Genomic DNA, 17,835 nt, shown 5'->3' with positions numbered 1-17,835 from the left:
GCCGGGCGCTCCTATGGCTGTCCGTTTACATGTGGCGGCCGATTGACCGATCCCAGGAATACATCGCCCGCGTCGATTGTCACGCGCCCATCCGGCTTATCGAGAATAAGACGGCCGGCCGCATCCATATCGGCGAAGCGGCCTTCGTGCATTTGCCCACCGAGATTGACCCGCACGGGACCGCCAAAGCCCGCGGCCCGTTCGAGCCAGGCTGCACGGATGAAGGCAAACCCCTCCCCCGCCGCCCACACATCGAGCCAGCGCGCGAAGGTGATCGCAAGGGCCTGGAGAAGCATGGAGGGCGCCACTTCAAGGCCCAATGCTTTCAGATCGGTGGCGGCATAGGCAAGGCCGTCGGGATGGTTGACGCAATTGACGCCGCAACCAAGCACGCAAGCAAATCGCCGATCGGGCAAGGACGAGCCTTCGAGCAGAATGCCGGCGAGCTTCGCCTGGCCGACGAGAATGTCGTTTGGCCATTTCAGGGCGAATTTGATGTCGGGCGCGAAGTCGCGCAGCGCATCGACGAGCGCGACACCGGTGACGAAACCAAGCTGCGGCGCCTTGGCTGGAACCGAAGGATCGATCAGCAGCAGGCTGGCGTAGAGATTGCCCGACGGCGAGGTCCAGGGCCGATTGTGACGGCCGCGGCCGGACGTCTGCACATCGGCCGAGAGCCAAAGGTGGCCGGCATCGCCGCTGCGTGCCCGCGCCATCGCCGCATCATTCGTCGAAGCGATTTCGGAGAAATGTTCGAAACGGAATGCGGCGATGGACAATGATGAGCTTTGGATCAGAACAGGGATTTGGCGGCGAGGCTCGCGGCATTCACCAACGGCGCCGGATAGACCCAGAAGAGGACAACGAACAGGCCGCCGAGCGCGACGATCGCGCTGACTTCCCAGTTGGCCTTTTCGAAGGGCCGCGCCGGCTCGTCGAGATACATGATCTTGATGACGCGCAGATAGTAGAACGCCGAAACGACGCTGGCGAGCATGCCGATGACAGCGAGCCAGTAGAGATTCGCCTTGATGGCGGCCAGGAAGACGTACCATTTGGCGAAGAAGCCCGCGAGCGGCGGAATGCCGGCCAGCGAGAACATCATCATCGCCATCACGAAGGCCATGAACTTGTGATTGCGCGACAGACCGGCGAGATCACCGATGTTCTCGACATAGGTGTTGCCGACCCGCATCGACAGGATGACGGCGAAAGTGCCGAGCGTCATGGCGAGATAGATCGCCATATAAACCAGCACGCCGAACACGCCCTGCTCCGTACCGGCGGCGAGGCCGACCAGTGCGAAGCCCATGTGACCGATCGACGAATAGGCCATCAGTCGCTTGATGTTGGTCTGGCCGATGGCGCCGAAGGCACCGATGGCCATGGACAGAATCGAGATGAAGACGACGATCTGCTGCCATTGCAGCTTCATGCCCGGGAAAGCGGTCATGACAATGCGCACGGTGATGGCGACGGCCGCCATTTTCGCCGCCGAAGCGAAGAAAGTCGTCACAGGGGTCGGTGCGCCCTCATAAACGTCCGGCGTCCACATGTGGAACGGCACGACCGACATTTTGAACGCGAGGCCAGCCATCACGAAGACGAGGCCGAAGACGACGCCGATCGACGGGCCGCCCTTAAGAGCTTCGCCAATGCCGGTGAAGGACACGGTGCCGGCGAAACCATAGAGCAGCGAGGCGCCATAGAGCAGCATGCCCGACGAGAGCGCGCCGAGGACGAAATATTTCAGGCCAGCTTCCGACGCGCGCAGATTGGTGCGGTGGAAAGCGGCGATGACATAAAGCGCCAAGCTCATCAGCTCGAGGCCGAGATAGAGCGCGATCAGGCTCTGCGCCGAGATCAGCATGAGCATGCCAAGCGTAGCGAGCAGGATCAGCACCGGAAATTCGAAGAAGTCGATGCGCTCACGTGCCATGAATTCGCGCGACAGGATGAGTGACACCATGGCGCCGCCCAGCGCCAGGAATTTCATGAACCGGGCGAAGGCATCGTCGATGAAGGCGCCATCCCAGATGATGGCCGTCGGACCGACCTGGAAGAGCATGCTGAGCGCAGCGAGGCCGAGGAGCACGATGGCGCATTCGCTGATGATCCAATCGCCTGACAGGCGGCGCAGAGCGCCGAGCATCAACAGAACGAGCGCGCCGATCGCCAGAACGATCTCCGGCAGCGAGTGAGCCAGCGCGAAGGAAAGCGGGGTCATGTCCATATCCTCAGTGCAGCGCCAGCGTGGCGGCCTTGGTCAGGCCGAGCGCCGTCTGATAGTTCTTGATGAGCAGGTCAACAGAGGCCGCGCATGCGCTCAGGATCGGCCCCGGCTGGACCCCATAATAGATGACCAGCAGCGCGAGCGGCGCGAGACAGGCGATCTCGCGGGCGTTCAGATCCTGCATCTTCATCAGCGACGGCTTATCAAGCACGCCGAAAATCACCCGGCGATAGAGATAAAGCGCGTAAGCGGCCGAAAGGATAACGCCGGTGGTGGCGATGAGACCGACCCAGGCATTGGCGAAGAAGGTGCCAATCAACGTCAGGAACTCACCGACGAAGCCCGAGGTGCCCGGCAGGCCGACATTGGCCATGGTGAAAATCATGAAGGCCACTGCATAGAGCGGCATGTTGCGCACCAGACCACCGTAAGCGGCGATCTCGCGGGTATGCAGCCGGTCATAGACGACGCCGACACAAAGGAAGAGCGCACCCGAGACCAGGCCGTGGCTGATCATCTGATAGATGGCACCCTGCACGCCCTGCTGGTTCATGGCGAAGAGGCCCATGGTGACGAAGCCCATATGCGCCACGGACGAATAGGCGATGAGCTTCTTCATGTCCTCCTGCACCAGCGCCACGAGCGACGTGTAGACGATGGCGATGACCGACAGGGTCCACACGAACGGCGCGAAATATTGCGACGCTTCCGGGAACATCGGCAGCGAGAAACGGATGAAACCGTAACCGCCCATCTTCAGAAGGATGCCGGCCAGAATGACCGAACCCGCCGTCGGCGCCTCGACGTGCGCATCGGGCAACCAGGTGTGCACCGGCCACATCGGCATCTTCACCGCGAAAGAGGCGAAGAAGGCGAGCCACAGCCACTTCTGCATCGACGACGGGAATGTCGTCTTCAGCAGAACTGTGATGTCGGTCGTGCCGGCGACACCATACATCGCCATGATGGCGAGCAGCATCAGGAGCGAACCGAGCAGCGTGTACAGGAAGAACTTGAAGCTCGCGTAGATGCGGCGCTTGCCACCCCAGATGCCGATGATGAGGAACATCGGGATCAGGCCGCCTTCAAAGAACAGATAGAACAGCACCAGATCGAGGGCGCAGAAGACGCCGATCATCAGCGTTTCGAGCACCAGGAAGGCGATCATATATTCTTTGACGCGGAAGGTGATCGATTCCCACGACGCCAGGATGCAGAACGGCATCAGGAAGGTGGTCAGCAGGACGAAGGGCATGGACATGCCATCGACGCCGAGCTTGTAGATCAGACCGCTGCCAAGCCAGCTCTTTTCCTCGACGAGCTGGAAGGCCGACGAATTTGTATCGAACAGGCTCCAGGCATAGAGCGACAGAAGGAAGGTGACGACCGTCGTCAGCAGCGCCGCCCAGCGGACGTTGCTGAGCGTCGCTTCACTTTCGCCACGCAGCAGCAAAATGAAGGCCGCGCCGACGAGCGGCAGGAAAATCAGGCCGGAGAGAAGACCGAAGCCGAACATCAGTTGTGCACTCCGCCCAGCAAATACCAGGTGATGAACGCGGCGACGCCGATGAGCATGGCGAAGGCGTAGTGGTAGACATAACCGGTCTGCAATTTGACGACCCGGCCGGCGGCATCGATGACGCGCGCCGAAATGCCATCGGGTCCGAGACCGTCGATGATCCGTCCATCGCCCTCCTTCCAGAAGACGCGGCCGAGCCAGAAGGCCGGGCGAACGAAGATCCGATCATAGAGCTCGTCGAAGTACCACTTGTTGAGCAGGAACCGGTAGAGCATGCCATGGCGCTCGGCCAGTTTGCGCGGTGCGTCGGTGTAGAAGACATACATGAGCGTCGCGACGATAAAGCCGCCAAGCATCATATAGGTCGCCACATGCGCGACGAATTCCGGCACATTGTGCATGTCGTGCAGGATGTGGTTGTCGGGTCCGAAGAACAGCGCCTTCTTCCAGAAGCCTTCGAAGCCCTCGCCCATGAAGGCATCGCGGAACAGAAGACCCGCAAACAGCGCGCCGGCGGCGAGCACGTAGAGCGGGATCAGCATGATCTGCGGCGATTCATGAGGCTGCAGCGGACCATGACCGTGATCGTCATGCGCATGGTCGTCATGACCATGATCGTCGTGACCATGAGCGGCGGCCGGCGCGTGACCGTGATCATCGTGCGCGTCCGCAGCCCAGCGCTCTTTGCCGAAGAAGGTCATGAACACCAGACGCCAGGAATAGAAAGAGGTCAGGCCAGCGGCGATGACGACCAACAGGAAGGCATAGAGCGCGCCCGGGCGCTGCGACGCGAAGGCCGCTTCGATGATCGCGTCCTTCGAGAAGAAGCCGGCGGTCAGCGGCAGGCCGGTCAGCGCGAAGGTGCCGATGGTCATCATCCAGAAGGTGACGGGGATGTGCTTGGCCAAGCCGCCCATCTTCCGCATGTCCTGCTCATGGTGCATCGCGTGGATGACCGAGCCCGCGCCCAAGAAGAGCAGCGCCTTGAAGAAGGCGTGGGTGAACAGGTGGAAGATCGCCAGATTATAGGCGCCGACACCGAGCGCCACGAACATATAGCCGAGCTGCGAACAGGTCGAATAGGCGATGACGCGCTTGATGTCGTTTTGCACGAGGCCGACCGTGGCGGCGAAAAACGCCGTGGTCGCGCCGATAATGGTGACGACCGACAGGGCCACCGGCGCATATTCGAACAGCGGTGACATGCGGGCGATCATGAAGACGCCGGCGGTGACCATGGTGGCGGCATGGATGAGCGCCGACACCGGCGTCGGACCTTCCATCGCGTCCGGCAACCAGGTGTGCAGCAGGAACTGGGCCGACTTGCCGCAGGCGCCCACGAACAAGAGCAGGCAGACCAGCGTCATCGGATCGACGTTAAGACCGAAGATATGCAGCGTCTTGCCAGCAAGGCCCGGCGCGGCGGCGAAAACCTGATCAAGCGCGACGGAGCCGGTCAGCGCGAACAGGAGGAAGATACCGAGCGAAAAGCCGAAGTCGCCGACGCGGTTGACGACGAAGGCCTTGATGGCGGCGGCATTGGCCGACGGCCTCTCGTACCAGAAGCCGATCAGCAGATAGGAGGCAAGACCGACACCTTCCCAGCCAAAGAACATCTGCACCAGGTTGTCCGCGGTCACCAGCATCAGCATGGCGAAGGTGAACAGCGACAGATAGGCGAAGAACCGCGGGCGATGCGGATCCTCGTTCATATAGCCCATGGAATAGAGATGGACGAGCGCCGACACGGTGTTGACGACCACCAGCATGACGACAGTGAGCGTGTCGATCCGCAGCGCCCAATCGATCTTCAGGCCGCCGGAGGTGATCCAGTTGCCGAGAACGGGCACGCTGGTGCCGGCGTTGTTGAAACCGACGCTGATGAAAGCGATCCACGATAGGATGGCTGCCACGAACAGGAGGATCGTGGTGACGAGTTCGGACGGGCGCGGGCCGAGCTGCCGGCCGAATATGCCAGCAATCAGGAACCCGACGAGGGGCAGAAAGACGATCGCGGTATACATGCGCCCTCAGCCCTTCATCATATTGATGTCTTCAACCGCGATGGAGCCGCGGTTGCGGAAATAGGTCACCAGAATGGCCAGACCGATCGCCGCCTCGGCGGCTGCGACCGTCAGGATGAACAAGGAGAACACCTGGCCGGTGAGATCGCCCAGGAAGGTCGAGAAGGCGACCAGGTTGATGTTCACCGACAGGAGGATCAACTCCACCGACATCAGGATGATGATGATGTTCTTGCGGTTGAGGATGATGCCGGCGATCCCGATGGTGAATAGGATCGCAGCGACGATCAGATAGTGGGTGAGACCGATTTCCATGCGATCCTCTGTCAGACGCCGGTCCGCGAGGGAACCTTGCGGACCTCGACGGCTTCCTCGCGCGTGCGCGCATTCTGTTGTGAAATGTCCTGGCGCTTGACGCCGGGCTTGTGCTGCAGGGTCAGGACGATCGCGCCGATCATGGCGGTCAGCAGAACGAGACCGGCGGCCTGGAAGAAATAGACGTGGCGCGTGTAGAGCACGAGGCCGAGCGCCTCGGTATTGCTCAGTGCGGTGATCTGCGGCGCGTTGGTCGCCTTGATGCCCGGCGCGGCCGTCCAACCGCCGAGCACCATGATCAGCTCGATGGCAACGACGATGCCGATGAGCGCGCCCAGCGGCAGATATTGCAGGAAGCCCTGCTTCAATTCGGCGAAATCGACGTCGAGCATCATGACGACGAAGAGGAAGAGCACCGCCACCGCGCCGACATAGACGACCACCAGGATCATCGCCAGGAATTCGGCGCCTGCCAGAATGAACAGGCCCGCCGCATTGACGAAGGCCAGGATGAGAAACAGCACCGAGTGAACGGGATTGCGCGCCGCGATCACCATGAACGCAGAGGCGAGCATGATAATCGAGAACAGATAGAAGAAGGCGGCAGCCACGGTCATCGTTTCGTCCTCATCAATCCTTCCGCGAGCGGAAAGAGCAATTACCTATAGGGTGCGTCCATCGCGATATTGCGCGCGATCTCGCGTTCCCAGCGTGCGCCGTTATCGAGCAGACGCTGCTTGTCGTAGTAGAGCTCTTCGCGGGTTTCGACCGCGAATTCGGCGTTCGGCCCCTCGACGATGGCGTCCACCGGGCAGGCTTCCTGGCAGAAGCCGCAGTAGATGCATTTCACCATGTCGATGTCGTAACGGGTGGTGCGGCGGGTGCCGTCGTTGCCGCGCGGGCCAGCCTCGATGGTAATGGCCTGCGCCGGGCAGATGGCTTCGCAGAGCTTGCAGGCAATGCAACGCTCTTCGCCGTTGGGATAGCGGCGCAGCGCGTGCTCACCGCGATAACGCGGCGATTGCGGATTACGCTCGTGCGGGTAGTTGAGCGTCGCCTTCGGCTTGAAGAAATAGCGCATCGACAGCACGAAGGCTCCGACGAACTCGGAGAGGAACAGGGCTTTTGCGGCGCGATCGAGTTTCATGACTTAACTCATCTGCTTTGCGTGGCGTAGGGCGCGCCCACGATATAGCCGGCCAGGGGATAGATGATGAGCGCGGCGACCAGCAGGGCGTAGCGGATCGGCTTCATCAAGCGTTCGACATGGGCGATGGCTTCCGGTGCCGGCTGTTCCTGCTTCGCCTCGTTCGTCAGCATGCGTCTGATGACGCGCTGGATCAGCGAGAACTGAAACAGACCGAAAGCGAGGCCGAGCAGCGCGCCGACCAGACCGGCATTGGAAAGATCGACGTTCATACGCGCCCTCCCCATCCGGTGAACTGCAAGACGGCGGCAACCAGGACCACCATGAACAGCGAGATCGGCAGGAACACTTTCCAGCCCAGACGCATGAGCTGGTCATAGCGGTAGCGCGGCACGAACGCCTTCACCATGGCGAACATGAAGAAGACCAGAGTGGCCTTGAGGATGAACCAGATGATGCCCGGCACCCAGGTGAAGGGCGCGAACGGCAACGGCGACAGCCAGCCACCGAGGAACAGTACGGTCGTCATCGCGCACATGCCGACGATGGCGACATATTCGCCGAGCATGAACAACAGATACGGCGTCGAGGAATATTCGACCATGAAGCCGGCGACGAGTTCGGATTCAGCTTCCACCAGATCGAACGGCGGGCGGTTGGTTTCCGCCAGAGCCGAAATGAAGAAGATGATGAACATCGGGAACAGCGGCAGCCAATACCAGCCGAGCAGGCCGTAGGACGTATCCTGCGCCTTGACGATGTCGTTGAGATTGAGCGAACCGGCGCAGAGCAGCACGGTGATGATAACGAAGCCGATCGAGACTTCGTAGCTCACCATCTGCGCGGCCGAGCGCAGCGCCGAGAGAAATGGGTATTTCGAGTTCGATGCCCAGCCACCCATGATAATGCCGTAGACACCGAGCGAAGAGATGGCGAAGACGTAGAGAATGCCGACGTTCAGGTCGGCAATGGCCCAGCCATCGGCCAAAGGAATGACCGCCCAGGTCGACAGGGCCAGAAGGCCGGTGACGAAGGGCGCCAGCAGGAACACGCCTTTGTTGGCGCCCGCCGGAATGACCGGCTCCTTGAAGACGAACTTCAGCAAGTCGGCGAAGGACTGCAGTAGCCCCCACGGACCCACGACGTTGGGGCCGCGACGTAACTGCACCGCCGCCCACACCTTACGATCACCATAGAGGACGAAAGCGACATAGATCAGCAGCGCGACGGCCAGCAGCAGGCTTTTGCCGACGATGATGAGAAGAGGCAGAACCCAATCCATATCCCTACTCCGCCGCCTGCTGCATGCGCCCGCGTGCCAGGGCTGAACATTCAGCCATGACCGAGGAAGCGCGCGCGATCGGGTTCGTCATATAAAAATCCGCGATGGTGGAGGCGAAGGCCTCTTTGCCAGCATTGCCCGTCGCGGTGACGTTCAACGTCGCGCCCGGCGCGATCTGCTCGATGCGGGCGAAATGCGGATATTCGCCGTAGAGCGCCTTGCGGAGCGCCGCGAACGAGTCGAACGGCAGGCGCTGGCCGAGCACATCCGACAGTGCCCGCAGTATCGCCCAGTCCTCGCGGGCATCGCCCGGCGGGAATGCGGCGCGCGCGCCCATCTGCACACGGCCTTCCGTGTTCACATAGGTACCGAACTTTTCGGTATAGGCCGCGCCCGGCAGGATGACGTCGGCGCGATGGGCGCCACGATCGCCGTGCGACCCCTGATAGATCACGAACACACCCGGCTTGATGTCGATTTCATCGGCACCGAGGTTGAACAGCACGTCGACGCCGCCATTAGCCATGGTTGCTGCATCGAGACCGCCCTCACCAGGCACGAAACCGAGATCGAGACCGCCGACACGCGCGGCCGCCGTATGCAGCACGCAGAAGCCGTTCCAACCGTCCTTCACCGCACCAACAGCCTGCGCATATTTTGCGGCCATGGCGAGGATGGTCCCGCCATCAGGACGCGCCAAGGCGCCCTGCCCGATGATGATCATCGGCCTCTCGCCAGCCTGCGGCGGATATTCGACCAGATTGGCCAGGGATTCCGGACCGGCGCCCTGATAGTCGTAGACGTAAGTCAGATCGGCGCGCTCGCCGATGACGCTGATCTTGAGACCGCCCCGCAGCCAGCGCTTGCGGATGCGGGCGTTGAGCACCGGCGCTTCCTTGCGCGGGTTGGCGCCGACGATGAGGATCGAGTCGGCTTCCTCGATGCCGGCAACCGTCGCATTGAACAGATAGGAGCCGCGGCCGAACTTCGGATCGAGCTTGGCGCCATCCTGGCGGCAGTCGATATTGCTCGAGCCGAGCTTCTGCATCAGCGCTTTGAGCGCATAGATTTCCTCGACGGCGGAAAGATCGCCGGCGATGGCGCCGATCTTCGCGGGGCTGGTCGCTTTCACTTTCGTGGCGATCGCGGCGAAAGCTTCCTGCCAGCTTGCCGGACGCAGCTTGCCGTTCTCACGCAGATAAGGGCGATCGAGACGCTGGGTGCGCAGACCGTCGACGATCTGGCGCGTCTTGTCGGAAATCCATTCCTCGTTCACCGCGTCATTGACGCGCGGCAGAATGCGCATGACCTCGCGGCCGCGCGTATCGACGCGGATCGCCGAACCCAGCGCGTCCATCACGTCGACCGATTCCGTCTTCTGCATTTCCCACGGCCGCGCCTTGAAATTCTGCGGCTTGGGCAGCAGCGCGCCGACCGGGCAGAGGTCAGCGACATTGCCTTGCAATTCGGACGTCATCGCCGTTTCGAGATAGGTGGTGATCTCCATATCCTCGCCGCGGCCGATGGCGCCCATGTCGCCGGTGCCGGCCACTTCCGCCGTGAAGCGGACGCAGCGCGTGCAATGGATGCAGCGGTTCATCGAGGTCTTGACCAGCGGACCGATGTATTTGTCCTCGACCGCGCGCTTGTTTTCGGCATAGCGCGAGGAATCGAGGCCGAAACCCATGGCCTGGTCCTGCAAATCGCATTCGCCGCCCTGATCGCAGATCGGGCAGTCGAGCGGATGGTTGATGAGCAGGAACTCCATCACGCCTTCGCGCGCCTTCTTCACCATCGGAGTATTGGTGAAAACCTGCGGCGGTTCGCCATTCGGGCCCGGGCGCAGATCGCGCACCGCCATGGCGCAGGAGGCCGCAGGCTTGGGCGGACCGCCCTTCACCTCGACCAGGCACATGCGGCAGTTGCCGGCGATCGACAAACGTTCGTGGAAGCAGAAACGCGGCACTTCCGCGCCCGCAGCTTCGCACGCCTGCAGGAGTGTGTACTCCGCCGGGACGTCGACTTCCGAACCGTCAACGATGATCTTGGTCATCGTGTCTTCCTGTCTCTTTCAAGTTTCACGCCGCAGTCATCCACGGTGCGAATGCCAAAACCCGTTTCTTATTCCGCGGCCATGCGCACAGGGTCGCTGTGCGGATTGGCGGAATAATCGTCGATGCGCTTTTCGATTTCATGCCGGAAATGGGTGATGAGACCCTGGATCGGCCAAGCCGCCGCGTCGCCGAGCGCGCAGATGGTATGGCCTTCGATCTGTTTCGACACATCGAGCAGCATGTCGATTTCGCGCTTCTGGGCGCGGCCTTCGGCCATGCGGTTGACGACGCGCCACATCCAGCCGGTGCCTTCACGGCACGGCGTGCACTGGCCGCAGCTCTCGTGCTTGTAAAAATAGGAGATGCGGGCGATGGCACGGACGATGTCGGTCGACTTGTCCATCACGATCACCGCCGCGGTGCCGAGGCCGGAGCGCAGCTTCGACAGGCTGTCGAAGTCCATCGGGCAATCGATGATCTGATCGGCCGGCACGCACCGCACCGACGAGCCGCCGGGGATGACCGCTAGGAGATTGTCCCAGCCGCCACGGATGCCGCCGCAATGCTTGTCGATGAGTTCGCGGAACGGAATGCTCATCGCCTCTTCGACGTTACACGGCTTGTTGACGTGGCCGGAGACGCAGAACAGCTTGGTGCCGGCATTGTTCTTCTGGCCGAAGCCGAGGAACCAGTTGGCGCCACGGCGCAGAATGGTCGGCGCAACCGCGATCGACTCGACGTTGTTCACCGTCGTCGGGCAGCCATAGAGACCCATGTTCGCCGGGAACGGCGGCTTCATGCGCGGCATGCCCTTCTTGCCTTCGAGGCTTTCGAGCAGCGCGGTTTCTTCGCCGCAGATATAAGCGCCGGCGCCGTGATGGACGTAGAGGTCGAACGGCCAGCCGTGAACGTTGTTCGGTCCAATCAGATTGGCCGCATAGGCCTCATCGACGGCACGCTGGAGCGCTTCGCGCTCGGCAATATATTCGCCGCGAATGTAGATGTAGCAGGCGTGCGCGCCCATGGCGAAGGAGGCGATCAGGCAGCCCTCGATCAGCAGATGCGGATCGTTGCGCATGATCTCGCGATCCTTGCAGGTGCCAGGCTCCGACTCGTCGGCATTGACGACGAGATAGGAGGGCCGCATCGGATCGGGCTTGGGCATGAACGACCATTTCAGGCCGGTCGGGAAGCCGGCGCCGCCACGCCCACGCAGGCCCGAGGCTTTCATCTCATTGATGATCCAGCCGGCGCCCTGATCGATGAGCGTCTTGGTGCCATCCCATGCGCCGCGCATCCGCGCCTCTTTCAGAGAGGGCGAATGGAAGCCGAAAAGATTGGTGAAGATGCGATCCTTGTCAGCGAGCATGGTTCACCTTCAACTCTTGTTCGCCACTTCGGCGGCGGCTTTCTCGGCGGCAGCCTTTTCGGCAGCAAGCTTCTCGGCAGCTCTTGCTTCGTCGAAACGCGCCTTCCAGCTCCCGACGACCGAGCCGTCATACAATGTCGCGTCCGTCAGCGTGTCGCTCTTGCCGGGTTCCGGCTCGGAGCCGATACGGCCGATCTGCGATCCGGTCTTCACCGGACGGCCGGCGGCGAGATCGTCGAGCAGCTTTTCCATCAATTCCGGCGTCAGATCCTCGAAATAATCATCGTTGATCTGCACCATCGGCGCGTTGCAGCAGGCACCCAGGCATTCGACTTCCAGCCAGGCGAACTTGCCATCGGCGGAGACGTGACGTTGCTCGCCGATGCGCTTTTCAAGCACAGCCTTGATGTCGTTGGCGCCGCGCAGGGCACATGGCGTCGTGCCGCAGAGCTGAACGAAATGACGGCCGACCGGTTCGAGATTGAACATCGAATAGAAGGTGGCGATTTCGAGCACGCGGATATAAGGCATGGCCAGCATGTCAGCGACCTTTTCGATCGCTTTCTGCGGCAGCCAGTAATTGTTCTGCGCCTGCGCCTTCCACAAAAGCGGAATGACGGCCGAAGCCTGGCGACCAAGCGGGTATTTGGAAATCTGAGCGTCGCACCACGCGCGGTTTTCCGGCGTGAATTCGAAGCTGTCGGGTTGCTGTTCTGCAAGACGGCGGACTGTCATGGCTTTTCTGGACCGATCAGCGGTCCACCTCCCCGAACACGATGTCGAGAGACCCAAGGATGGCGCTGACGTCGGCCAGCATGTGCTTGCGGCACATGAAGTCCATCGCCTGCAGGTGGGCAAAACCCGGCGCGCGGATCTTGCAGCGGTAAGGCTTGTTGGTGCCGTCGGCGACGAGATAGACGCCGAATTCGCCCTTCGGGGCTTCGACGGCGGCATAGACTTCGCCGGCCGGCACATGGAAGCCTTCGGTGAAGAGCTTGAAATGATGGATCAGCGATTCCATCGAGCGCTTCATTTCGGGGCGCGTCGGCGCGACGATCTTGTGATCGACGGCCGCAATCGGCCCTTGCCCTTGCGGGCTCATCAGCCGCTCGACGCATTGCTTCATGATGCGGACCGACTGGCGCATCTCTTCCATGCGGATGACCTGGCGATCGTAGTTGTCGCCGTTGCGCCCGATGGGAATGTCGAATTCCATCTCCTCGTAGCATTCATAGGGCTGCGACTTGCGCAGATCCCACGGCGCGCCCGAGCCGCGCACCATCACGCCGGAGAAACCCCACTTCCAGCACTCTTCCAGAGTGACGACGCCGATGTCGACGTTGCGCTGCTTGAAGATGCGGTTGTCGAGGAAGAGCGCCGTCAGGTCGTCGCAGACCTTCAGGAACGGATCGCAGAATTTGCCGATATCCTCGATCAATTCCGGCGGGCAATCGCGGGCAATGCCGCCCGGACGGAAGTAATTGGCGTGCATGCGCGCGCCGGATGCGCGCTCATAGAACACCATCAGCTTCTCGCGCTCTTCGAAGCCCCACAGCGGCGGGGTGAGCGCGCCGACGTCCATCGCCTGGGTCGTCAGATTAAGCAGATGCGAGAGCAGACGGCCGATTTCGCTGAAGAGCACGCGGATGAGCTGTGCACGATACGGCACTTCGATGCCGAGCAACTTCTCGATCGCCAGACAGAAGGCGTGCTCCTGGTTCATCGGCGCGACATAGTCGAGCCGATCGAAGTAAGGCACGTTCTGCAGATAGGTGCGCGCTTCCATCAGCTTTTCGGTGCCGCGATGCAGCAGGCCGATATGCGGATCGACACGCTCGACGATTTCGCCGTCGAGCTCCAGCACGAGGCGCAGCACGCCGTGGGCGGCTGGATGCTGCGGACCGAAGTTGATGGAGAAGTTGCGGACGGCCGGGTCGTTCGCCGTCACCTGATCGTTCATAGTCTGATCGCTCATGGCGCCGCTCATCCCTTCGCCTTTTCGTCGCCGGGCAGCACATAGTCCGGCTGGCCTTCCCAAGGCGACAGGAAGTCAAACTGGCGGAATTCCTGGGTCAGTTTGACCGGCTCGTTGACCACGCGCTTCTGCGCATCGTCGTAGCGAACCTCGACATAGCCGGTCATCGGAAAATCCTTGCGCAGCGGATGACCGTCGAAACCATAGTCGGTCAACAGGCGGCGCAGATCCGGATGATCGGCAAAGAGAATGCCGAACATGTCGTAGGCTTCGCGCTCGAACCAGTTGGCCGACGGCCAGACCGGAATGGCGGAGGCGATCGTTTCGTCCTCGCCGACGGCGGCCTTGACGCGGATGCGCTTGTTATGGCGCGGCGACAGTGCGTGATAGACGACATCGAAACGCTTCTCGCGCTGCGGATAGTCGACGCCGGTGATGTCGATCAGATTGACGAACAGGCAGTCGGGCGCATCACGCAGATGTTTCAAGACATCGAGAATCCGCGCCGCATTGGCAACCACGTTCAACTCACCGAAATCGACCGAGACATGCTCGACGGCGCCAGGCAGCGCGGCGGCGATGCTGTCGCCGAGAGATTTCAAACCATCGTCCATAACCAGCTCCGGTTTACGCCCGCAGGGGCAGGCGCAGCCTCAGCGTTCAATCGTTCCGACGCGCCGGATCTTCTTTTGCAGAAGCAGCACGCCATAGAGCAGTGCCTCGGCCGAGGGCGGGCAGCCGGGAACATAGATGTCCACCGGCACCACACGGTCGCAGCCGCGCACAACTGAATAAGAATAATGATAATAGCCGCCGCCGTTTGCGCACGATCCCATAGAGATAACGTAACGCGGCTCCGGCATCTGGTCGTAGACCTTGCGCAGCGCTGGGGCCATTTTGTTGGTCAGCGTACCGGCCACGATCATCACGTCGGACTGACGCGGGCTGGCGCGGGGCGCAAAGCCGAAGCGCTCGACGTCATAGCGCGGCATCGACACCTGCATCATCTCGACGGCGCAGCAGGCCAGGCCAAAAGTCATCCACATCAACGAGCCGGTGCGGGCCCATTGGATGAGGTCATCGCTCGCCGTGACGATGAAGCCCTTATCGGCGAGCTGATCGTTGATTTCAGTGAAGAACGGATCGCGCGAGCCGACGGGCTGGCCGGTCGCGGGGTCGATGATGCCCTTAGGGCTTTGTGCAACGAGGGTCTGGTTGGCCATTAATCCCACTCCAACGCGCCCTTGGTCCATTCGTAGACGAAGCCGATCGTCAGGACGCCCAAGAAGATCATCATCGACCAGAAGCCGAATACGCCGACTTCCTTGAAGGCGACCGCCCAGGGAAACAGGAAGGCGACTTCCAGATCGAAGACGATGAACAGCAGCGAGACGAGATAGAAACGGACGTCGAATTTCATGCGGGCGTCGTCGAAGGCGTTGAACCCGCATTCGTAAGCCGACAGCTTTTCCGGGTCCGGCGACTTATAGGCCACCAGGAACGGCGCGATCAGCAGCGCACCGGCGATCACGGCCGCGACGGCGATGAAAACGACCAAGGGTAGATAGGCGTTGATCAGTTCAGACATCGGTCTGTCCAGGGGCGCCAGGGGCCGGCGCGACGCTTGCCGCATCGCCCGACGTGCGGCCCCACGCACGCCTCACCGGTAATACGGGCGGAGGACTATCCCAGCCTTCGTTGCGGCGCAAGATGAACATGACATCCAAACAGCGGCAAATCGGTGCGCAACCCGCTGGATTTCCATCAGACAATGGACATGACTCCCAGGCGATGAGCGGCAATTCCGGCCAGGGCGCCGCCGGCGATGACCCACAAAGGATTACGCTTCAGGAAAAACATGAACATGGCCGCTGCGGCGGTGATCAAAATACCCACCCAATCATGGTCCGCCACTTGGGCCGTGATGAGACCCGACGCGAGTGTCAAACCGACGACACAGGGCGCCAGCGCCCGTTTGACGGCCCCCAGCCACTGGGTCTCACGCAGCCGCTCGGCCATGCGGCCAACGAACAGGGCCAGGACGCTGGGCGGCCCGACAATGGCCACCGTGGAGGCTAAAAGCCCACTGATTCCAGCGATTTTCAGCCCCAGAAGGCTGACAACCAGCATGTTCGGCCCGGGCGCGATCTGCGCCAAAGTGACCACATGGGCGAAATCGGCATTGCTGAGCCAACCATGCACTTCGACGATCTGGCGGTGAAACTCGGGAATCAGGGTGCTGCCGCCGCCAATCGACAGAAAGGCGACACTGACGAAGGTGAAAGCAACCTGCCAGACGAGCCCCGCGCTCATGGCCGCCTCCCTGACTGGTTCCGGCGCAGCATATAAAGCGCCGTCGCCACCGATAGCGGCACGATGGTGAGCACCACGCTCGCCAGGGGCAGACGGAAAATGCCGATGGCCAGGAACGTAGCCAGACCGAAGATCGCCGCCGCCACGGTGCGATCGACGGAACGCGCCATTTTCAGGCCCGTGCCAATGATCAGGCCGGCCACTGCTGAGGCGCCGCCGGCGATCGCCGCCTGCACGTCGGGCAGGTAAGAGAAATGATCGTAAGTCGTTGCAATTATGAGAAGAATGATCAGCGGCATCAACAGCAGCGAAAACAAGCACACCGCTGAGCCCAGAATGCCGTGGTGACGGTCGCCGACCATCACCGAGGCATTGAGAATATTGCCGCCGGGCAGAATCGAGGAAATGCCGAACAATTCCACGAATTCTTTCTGGGTCATCCAGCGGTTACGCTCGACGATCACATAATTGGCGCTGGCGGCGATGCCGCCGAAGCCCAAAAGACCGATGAGCATGAAGCCGACGAACAATTCCCCCAGAGGAATGATGCGGTCGGACGGGGGCTGATCGGGCTGCACGGGAGGAATCCAGTTCGGCGGGTGCGCTTCCTCTAGCCCAGATTCGCGGGAAGTCGAATCCCACTCCGCCCGCCGGTTAACGCCCATTCGCGTCAGGCGGATACAGCGTTCCGGTAGTAGCTTTCGTCGATAAACTTGCCGTGATCACTGATCTGCTTCGGCGGCATGGCGAATTTGCTGCGCAATCTCAGCACCATATCCATGCCTTGCGGATCGAGCTTGGCACAGCGCTCAAAGCCGCCATCATCAGCCAGAAGCTTGCCGCAGGTCGCAGCAGCAATGGCTGCGGGCATTTGCGGCAGGCGCGATTGTAACAAGCCATGCGCGCCTTGCATGCCACCTTCGCCAAACAACCAATCCAGGGCCTCCCGATAGCCCGCGATGAACAGCTCAAGCTCGGTGCGATGCGCGCTGGCCCAGGCCCGGCCGGCGCAGCCGACCACGCCCTGATAGTGGGGAATCAGCGAAGCGGCGCTTTGCAGGACGCGGCAGCCGGCGGCTTGCGCCATCAGATCGAAGGGTGTCAGCACCAGGGTCGCGGCGAAACGGCCTTCCTTCAGTCCCTGGAAACGCTCCACCACGCCACCGGCGCGCTCGAAGGTCACGTCGGAGGCGGCAATGCCGTTGCGCTCGAGCATTTCGCGCAGGACGAAAGCAAAGCCCGTGGTCATCGCGTCGACCGCGATCTTGCTGCCTTTGAGATCGGCATAGGAGGCGATGTCGCCCGTTGTCACCAGACTCAGGAATGCATTGTCGCCCCCCATGAAGGCGAAGAGATCTGGCGCCCGATCGAGTTGCGCCTCGCCCTGCCCCTCCTGATAGGCGACGATATTGTCGAAGCCGGTCAGGCCGATCTGGCATTTGCCGGCGACCAGAGCCGTCACCTGCTCCACCGAACTGGCCGTGTAATGCAGACGCACATAGAGATCGCGCTTGGCAAAGTTGCCGTTGTCGATCGCCGCCCAGATCGGCAGGTTGAACCCGCCTGGAAAGGCGATGACATCAATCACGTCGGCCATGACAGGT

General features: G+C 61.6%; 18 protein-coding genes and 1 pseudogene. All 19 read right to left on the bottom strand.

Features of this window, described 5'->3' with window-relative positions:
- Nucleotides 1–11: 11 nt before the first annotated feature.
- Nucleotides 12–779 carry a biotin--[acetyl-CoA-carboxylase] ligase gene (locus OIM99_RS27320; RefSeq protein ID WP_311853680.1) on the bottom strand — a complete coding sequence of 256 codons (768 nt, stop codon included), beginning with the start codon at nt 777–779 and terminating at the stop codon, nt 12–14.
- Nucleotides 780–793: 14 nt separating this feature from the next.
- Nucleotides 794–2,227, bottom strand: coding sequence for an NADH-quinone oxidoreductase subunit NuoN (gene nuoN, locus OIM99_RS27315; RefSeq protein WP_311853679.1), 1,434 nt, complete (start codon nt 2,225–2,227; stop codon nt 794–796).
- A 10-nt stretch (nt 2,228–2,237) separates the two neighbouring features.
- A complete protein-coding gene (locus OIM99_RS27310; RefSeq protein WP_311853678.1) occupies nt 2,238–3,749 on the bottom strand; it encodes an NADH-quinone oxidoreductase subunit M in 1,512 nt (503 codons plus the stop codon).
- Nucleotides 3,749–5,776, bottom strand: a complete 2,028-nt coding sequence (gene nuoL, locus OIM99_RS27305) for an NADH-quinone oxidoreductase subunit L (protein WP_311853677.1) — start codon at nt 5,774–5,776, stop codon at nt 3,749–3,751. Before nuoL ends, OIM99_RS27310 begins: the two co-directional genes overlap by 1 nt.
- Nucleotides 5,777–5,782: 6 nt before the next feature.
- Nucleotides 5,783–6,091, bottom strand: a complete 309-nt coding sequence (nuoK, locus tag OIM99_RS27300; protein ID WP_311853676.1) for an NADH-quinone oxidoreductase subunit NuoK — start codon at nt 6,089–6,091, stop codon at nt 5,783–5,785.
- Between the two features lie 11 nt (nt 6,092–6,102).
- Nucleotides 6,103–6,708 (bottom strand): NADH-quinone oxidoreductase subunit J, encoded by a 606-nt coding sequence (locus tag OIM99_RS27295; protein WP_311853675.1) that lies wholly within the window; start codon nt 6,706–6,708, stop codon nt 6,103–6,105.
- A 41-nt stretch (nt 6,709–6,749) separates the two neighbouring features.
- The gene (gene nuoI, locus OIM99_RS27290; RefSeq protein WP_311853674.1) at nt 6,750–7,238 is read right to left on the bottom strand and encodes an NADH-quinone oxidoreductase subunit NuoI; all 489 of its coding nucleotides are present in this window, start codon (nt 7,236–7,238) and stop codon (nt 6,750–6,752) included.
- A gap of 8 nt (nt 7,239–7,246) precedes the next feature.
- On the bottom strand, nt 7,247–7,510 hold the full coding sequence (locus OIM99_RS27285) for a hypothetical protein (RefSeq protein WP_311853673.1): 264 nt from the start codon (nt 7,508–7,510) through the stop codon (nt 7,247–7,249).
- Nucleotides 7,507–8,520: an NADH-quinone oxidoreductase subunit NuoH gene (nuoH, locus tag OIM99_RS27280; RefSeq protein ID WP_311853672.1), complete on the bottom strand. Its 1,014-nt coding sequence runs from the start codon at nt 8,518–8,520 to the stop codon at nt 7,507–7,509. Before nuoH ends, OIM99_RS27285 begins: the two co-directional genes overlap by 4 nt.
- Nucleotides 8,521–8,524: 4 nt before the next feature.
- Entirely contained in the window at nt 8,525–10,573 is a 2,049-nt protein-coding gene (gene nuoG / locus OIM99_RS27275; protein WP_311853671.1) for an NADH-quinone oxidoreductase subunit NuoG, read from the bottom strand.
- Between the two features lie 68 nt (nt 10,574–10,641).
- A complete protein-coding gene (gene nuoF / locus OIM99_RS27270; RefSeq protein ID WP_311853670.1) occupies nt 10,642–11,943 on the bottom strand; it encodes an NADH-quinone oxidoreductase subunit NuoF in 1,302 nt (433 codons plus the stop codon).
- 21 nt (nt 11,944–11,964) lie between these two features.
- Nucleotides 11,965–12,678: pseudogene (gene nuoE / locus OIM99_RS27265) on the bottom strand (NADH-quinone oxidoreductase subunit NuoE); the annotation flags it as partial.
- Between the two features lie 16 nt (nt 12,679–12,694).
- Entirely contained in the window at nt 12,695–13,903 is a 1,209-nt protein-coding gene (locus OIM99_RS27260; protein ID WP_311853750.1) for an NADH-quinone oxidoreductase subunit D, read from the bottom strand.
- Nucleotides 13,904–13,926: 23 nt separating this feature from the next.
- Nucleotides 13,927–14,532: an NADH-quinone oxidoreductase subunit C gene (locus tag OIM99_RS27255; RefSeq protein ID WP_311853669.1), complete on the bottom strand. Its 606-nt coding sequence runs from the start codon at nt 14,530–14,532 to the stop codon at nt 13,927–13,929.
- 39 nt (nt 14,533–14,571) lie between these two features.
- Nucleotides 14,572–15,141, bottom strand: a complete 570-nt coding sequence (locus OIM99_RS27250; RefSeq protein WP_409371575.1) for a NuoB/complex I 20 kDa subunit family protein — start codon at nt 15,139–15,141, stop codon at nt 14,572–14,574.
- Nucleotides 15,141–15,506, bottom strand: a complete 366-nt coding sequence (locus OIM99_RS27245; RefSeq protein WP_311853667.1) for an NADH-quinone oxidoreductase subunit A — start codon at nt 15,504–15,506, stop codon at nt 15,141–15,143. The genes OIM99_RS27250 and OIM99_RS27245 overlap by 1 nt, the downstream gene beginning before the upstream one ends.
- A 176-nt stretch (nt 15,507–15,682) precedes the next feature.
- Complete coding sequence (locus OIM99_RS27240) at nt 15,683–16,231, bottom strand: chromate transporter (protein WP_311853666.1); 549 nt, start codon at nt 16,229–16,231, stop codon at nt 15,683–15,685.
- Nucleotides 16,228–16,809 carry a chromate transporter gene (locus OIM99_RS27235; protein ID WP_311853665.1) on the bottom strand — a complete coding sequence of 194 codons (582 nt, stop codon included), beginning with the start codon at nt 16,807–16,809 and terminating at the stop codon, nt 16,228–16,230. The genes OIM99_RS27240 and OIM99_RS27235 overlap by 4 nt, the downstream gene beginning before the upstream one ends.
- A 92-nt stretch (nt 16,810–16,901) precedes the next feature.
- The gene (locus tag OIM99_RS27230) at nt 16,902–17,828 is read right to left on the bottom strand and encodes an ABC transporter substrate-binding protein (RefSeq protein WP_311853664.1); all 927 of its coding nucleotides are present in this window, start codon (nt 17,826–17,828) and stop codon (nt 16,902–16,904) included.
- Nucleotides 17,829–17,835 lie beyond the last annotated feature (7 nt).

It is taken from the genome of Methylocella sp. CPCC 101449 (genome assembly GCF_031921685.1).
Lineage (GTDB): Bacteria > Pseudomonadota > Alphaproteobacteria > Rhizobiales > Beijerinckiaceae > Terripilifer.
The sequence above is the reverse complement of the archived record's forward strand: the minus strand, read 5'-3'. Positions and strand labels throughout refer to the sequence as shown.

Bases quoted from the DNA above. Each gene is read 5' to 3' on its own strand.
- OIM99_RS27260 (WP_311853750.1), bottom strand. From the start codon at position 13,903: ATGAACGATCAGGTGACGGCGAACGACCCGGCCGTCCGCAACTTCTCC.
- nuoK (WP_311853676.1), bottom strand. From the start codon at position 6,091: ATGGAAATCGGTCTCACCCACTATCTGATCGTCGCTGCGATCCTATTC.
- OIM99_RS27295 (WP_311853675.1), bottom strand. From the start codon at position 6,708: ATGACCGTGGCTGCCGCCTTCTTCTATCTGTTCTCGATTATCATGCTC.
- OIM99_RS27285 (WP_311853673.1), bottom strand. From the start codon at position 7,510: ATGAACGTCGATCTTTCCAATGCCGGTCTGGTCGGCGCGCTGCTCGGC.
- nuoF (WP_311853670.1), bottom strand. From the start codon at position 11,943: ATGCTCGCTGACAAGGATCGCATCTTCACCAATCTTTTCGGCTTCCAT.
- nuoH (WP_311853672.1), bottom strand. From the start codon at position 8,520: ATGGATTGGGTTCTGCCTCTTCTCATCATCGTCGGCAAAAGCCTGCTG.
- nuoI (WP_311853674.1), bottom strand. From the start codon at position 7,238: ATGAAACTCGATCGCGCCGCAAAAGCCCTGTTCCTCTCCGAGTTCGTC.
- OIM99_RS27250 (WP_409371575.1), bottom strand. From the start codon at position 15,141: ATGGCCAACCAGACCCTCGTTGCACAAAGCCCTAAGGGCATCATCGAC.
- nuoG (WP_311853671.1), bottom strand. From the start codon at position 10,573: ATGACCAAGATCATCGTTGACGGTTCGGAAGTCGACGTCCCGGCGGAG.
- nuoL (WP_311853677.1), bottom strand. From the start codon at position 5,776: ATGTATACCGCGATCGTCTTTCTGCCCCTCGTCGGGTTCCTGATTGCT.
- OIM99_RS27310 (WP_311853678.1), bottom strand. From the start codon at position 3,749: ATGTTCGGCTTCGGTCTTCTCTCCGGCCTGATTTTCCTGCCGCTCGTC.
- OIM99_RS27255 (WP_311853669.1), bottom strand. From the start codon at position 14,532: ATGGACGATGGTTTGAAATCTCTCGGCGACAGCATCGCCGCCGCGCTG.
- OIM99_RS27230 (WP_311853664.1), bottom strand. From the start codon at position 17,828: ATGGCCGACGTGATTGATGTCATCGCCTTTCCAGGCGGGTTCAACCTG.
- nuoN (WP_311853679.1), bottom strand. From the start codon at position 2,227: ATGACCCCGCTTTCCTTCGCGCTGGCTCACTCGCTGCCGGAGATCGTT.
- OIM99_RS27245 (WP_311853667.1), bottom strand. From the start codon at position 15,506: ATGTCTGAACTGATCAACGCCTATCTACCCTTGGTCGTTTTCATCGCC.
- OIM99_RS27240 (WP_311853666.1), bottom strand. From the start codon at position 16,231: ATGAGCGCGGGGCTCGTCTGGCAGGTTGCTTTCACCTTCGTCAGTGTC.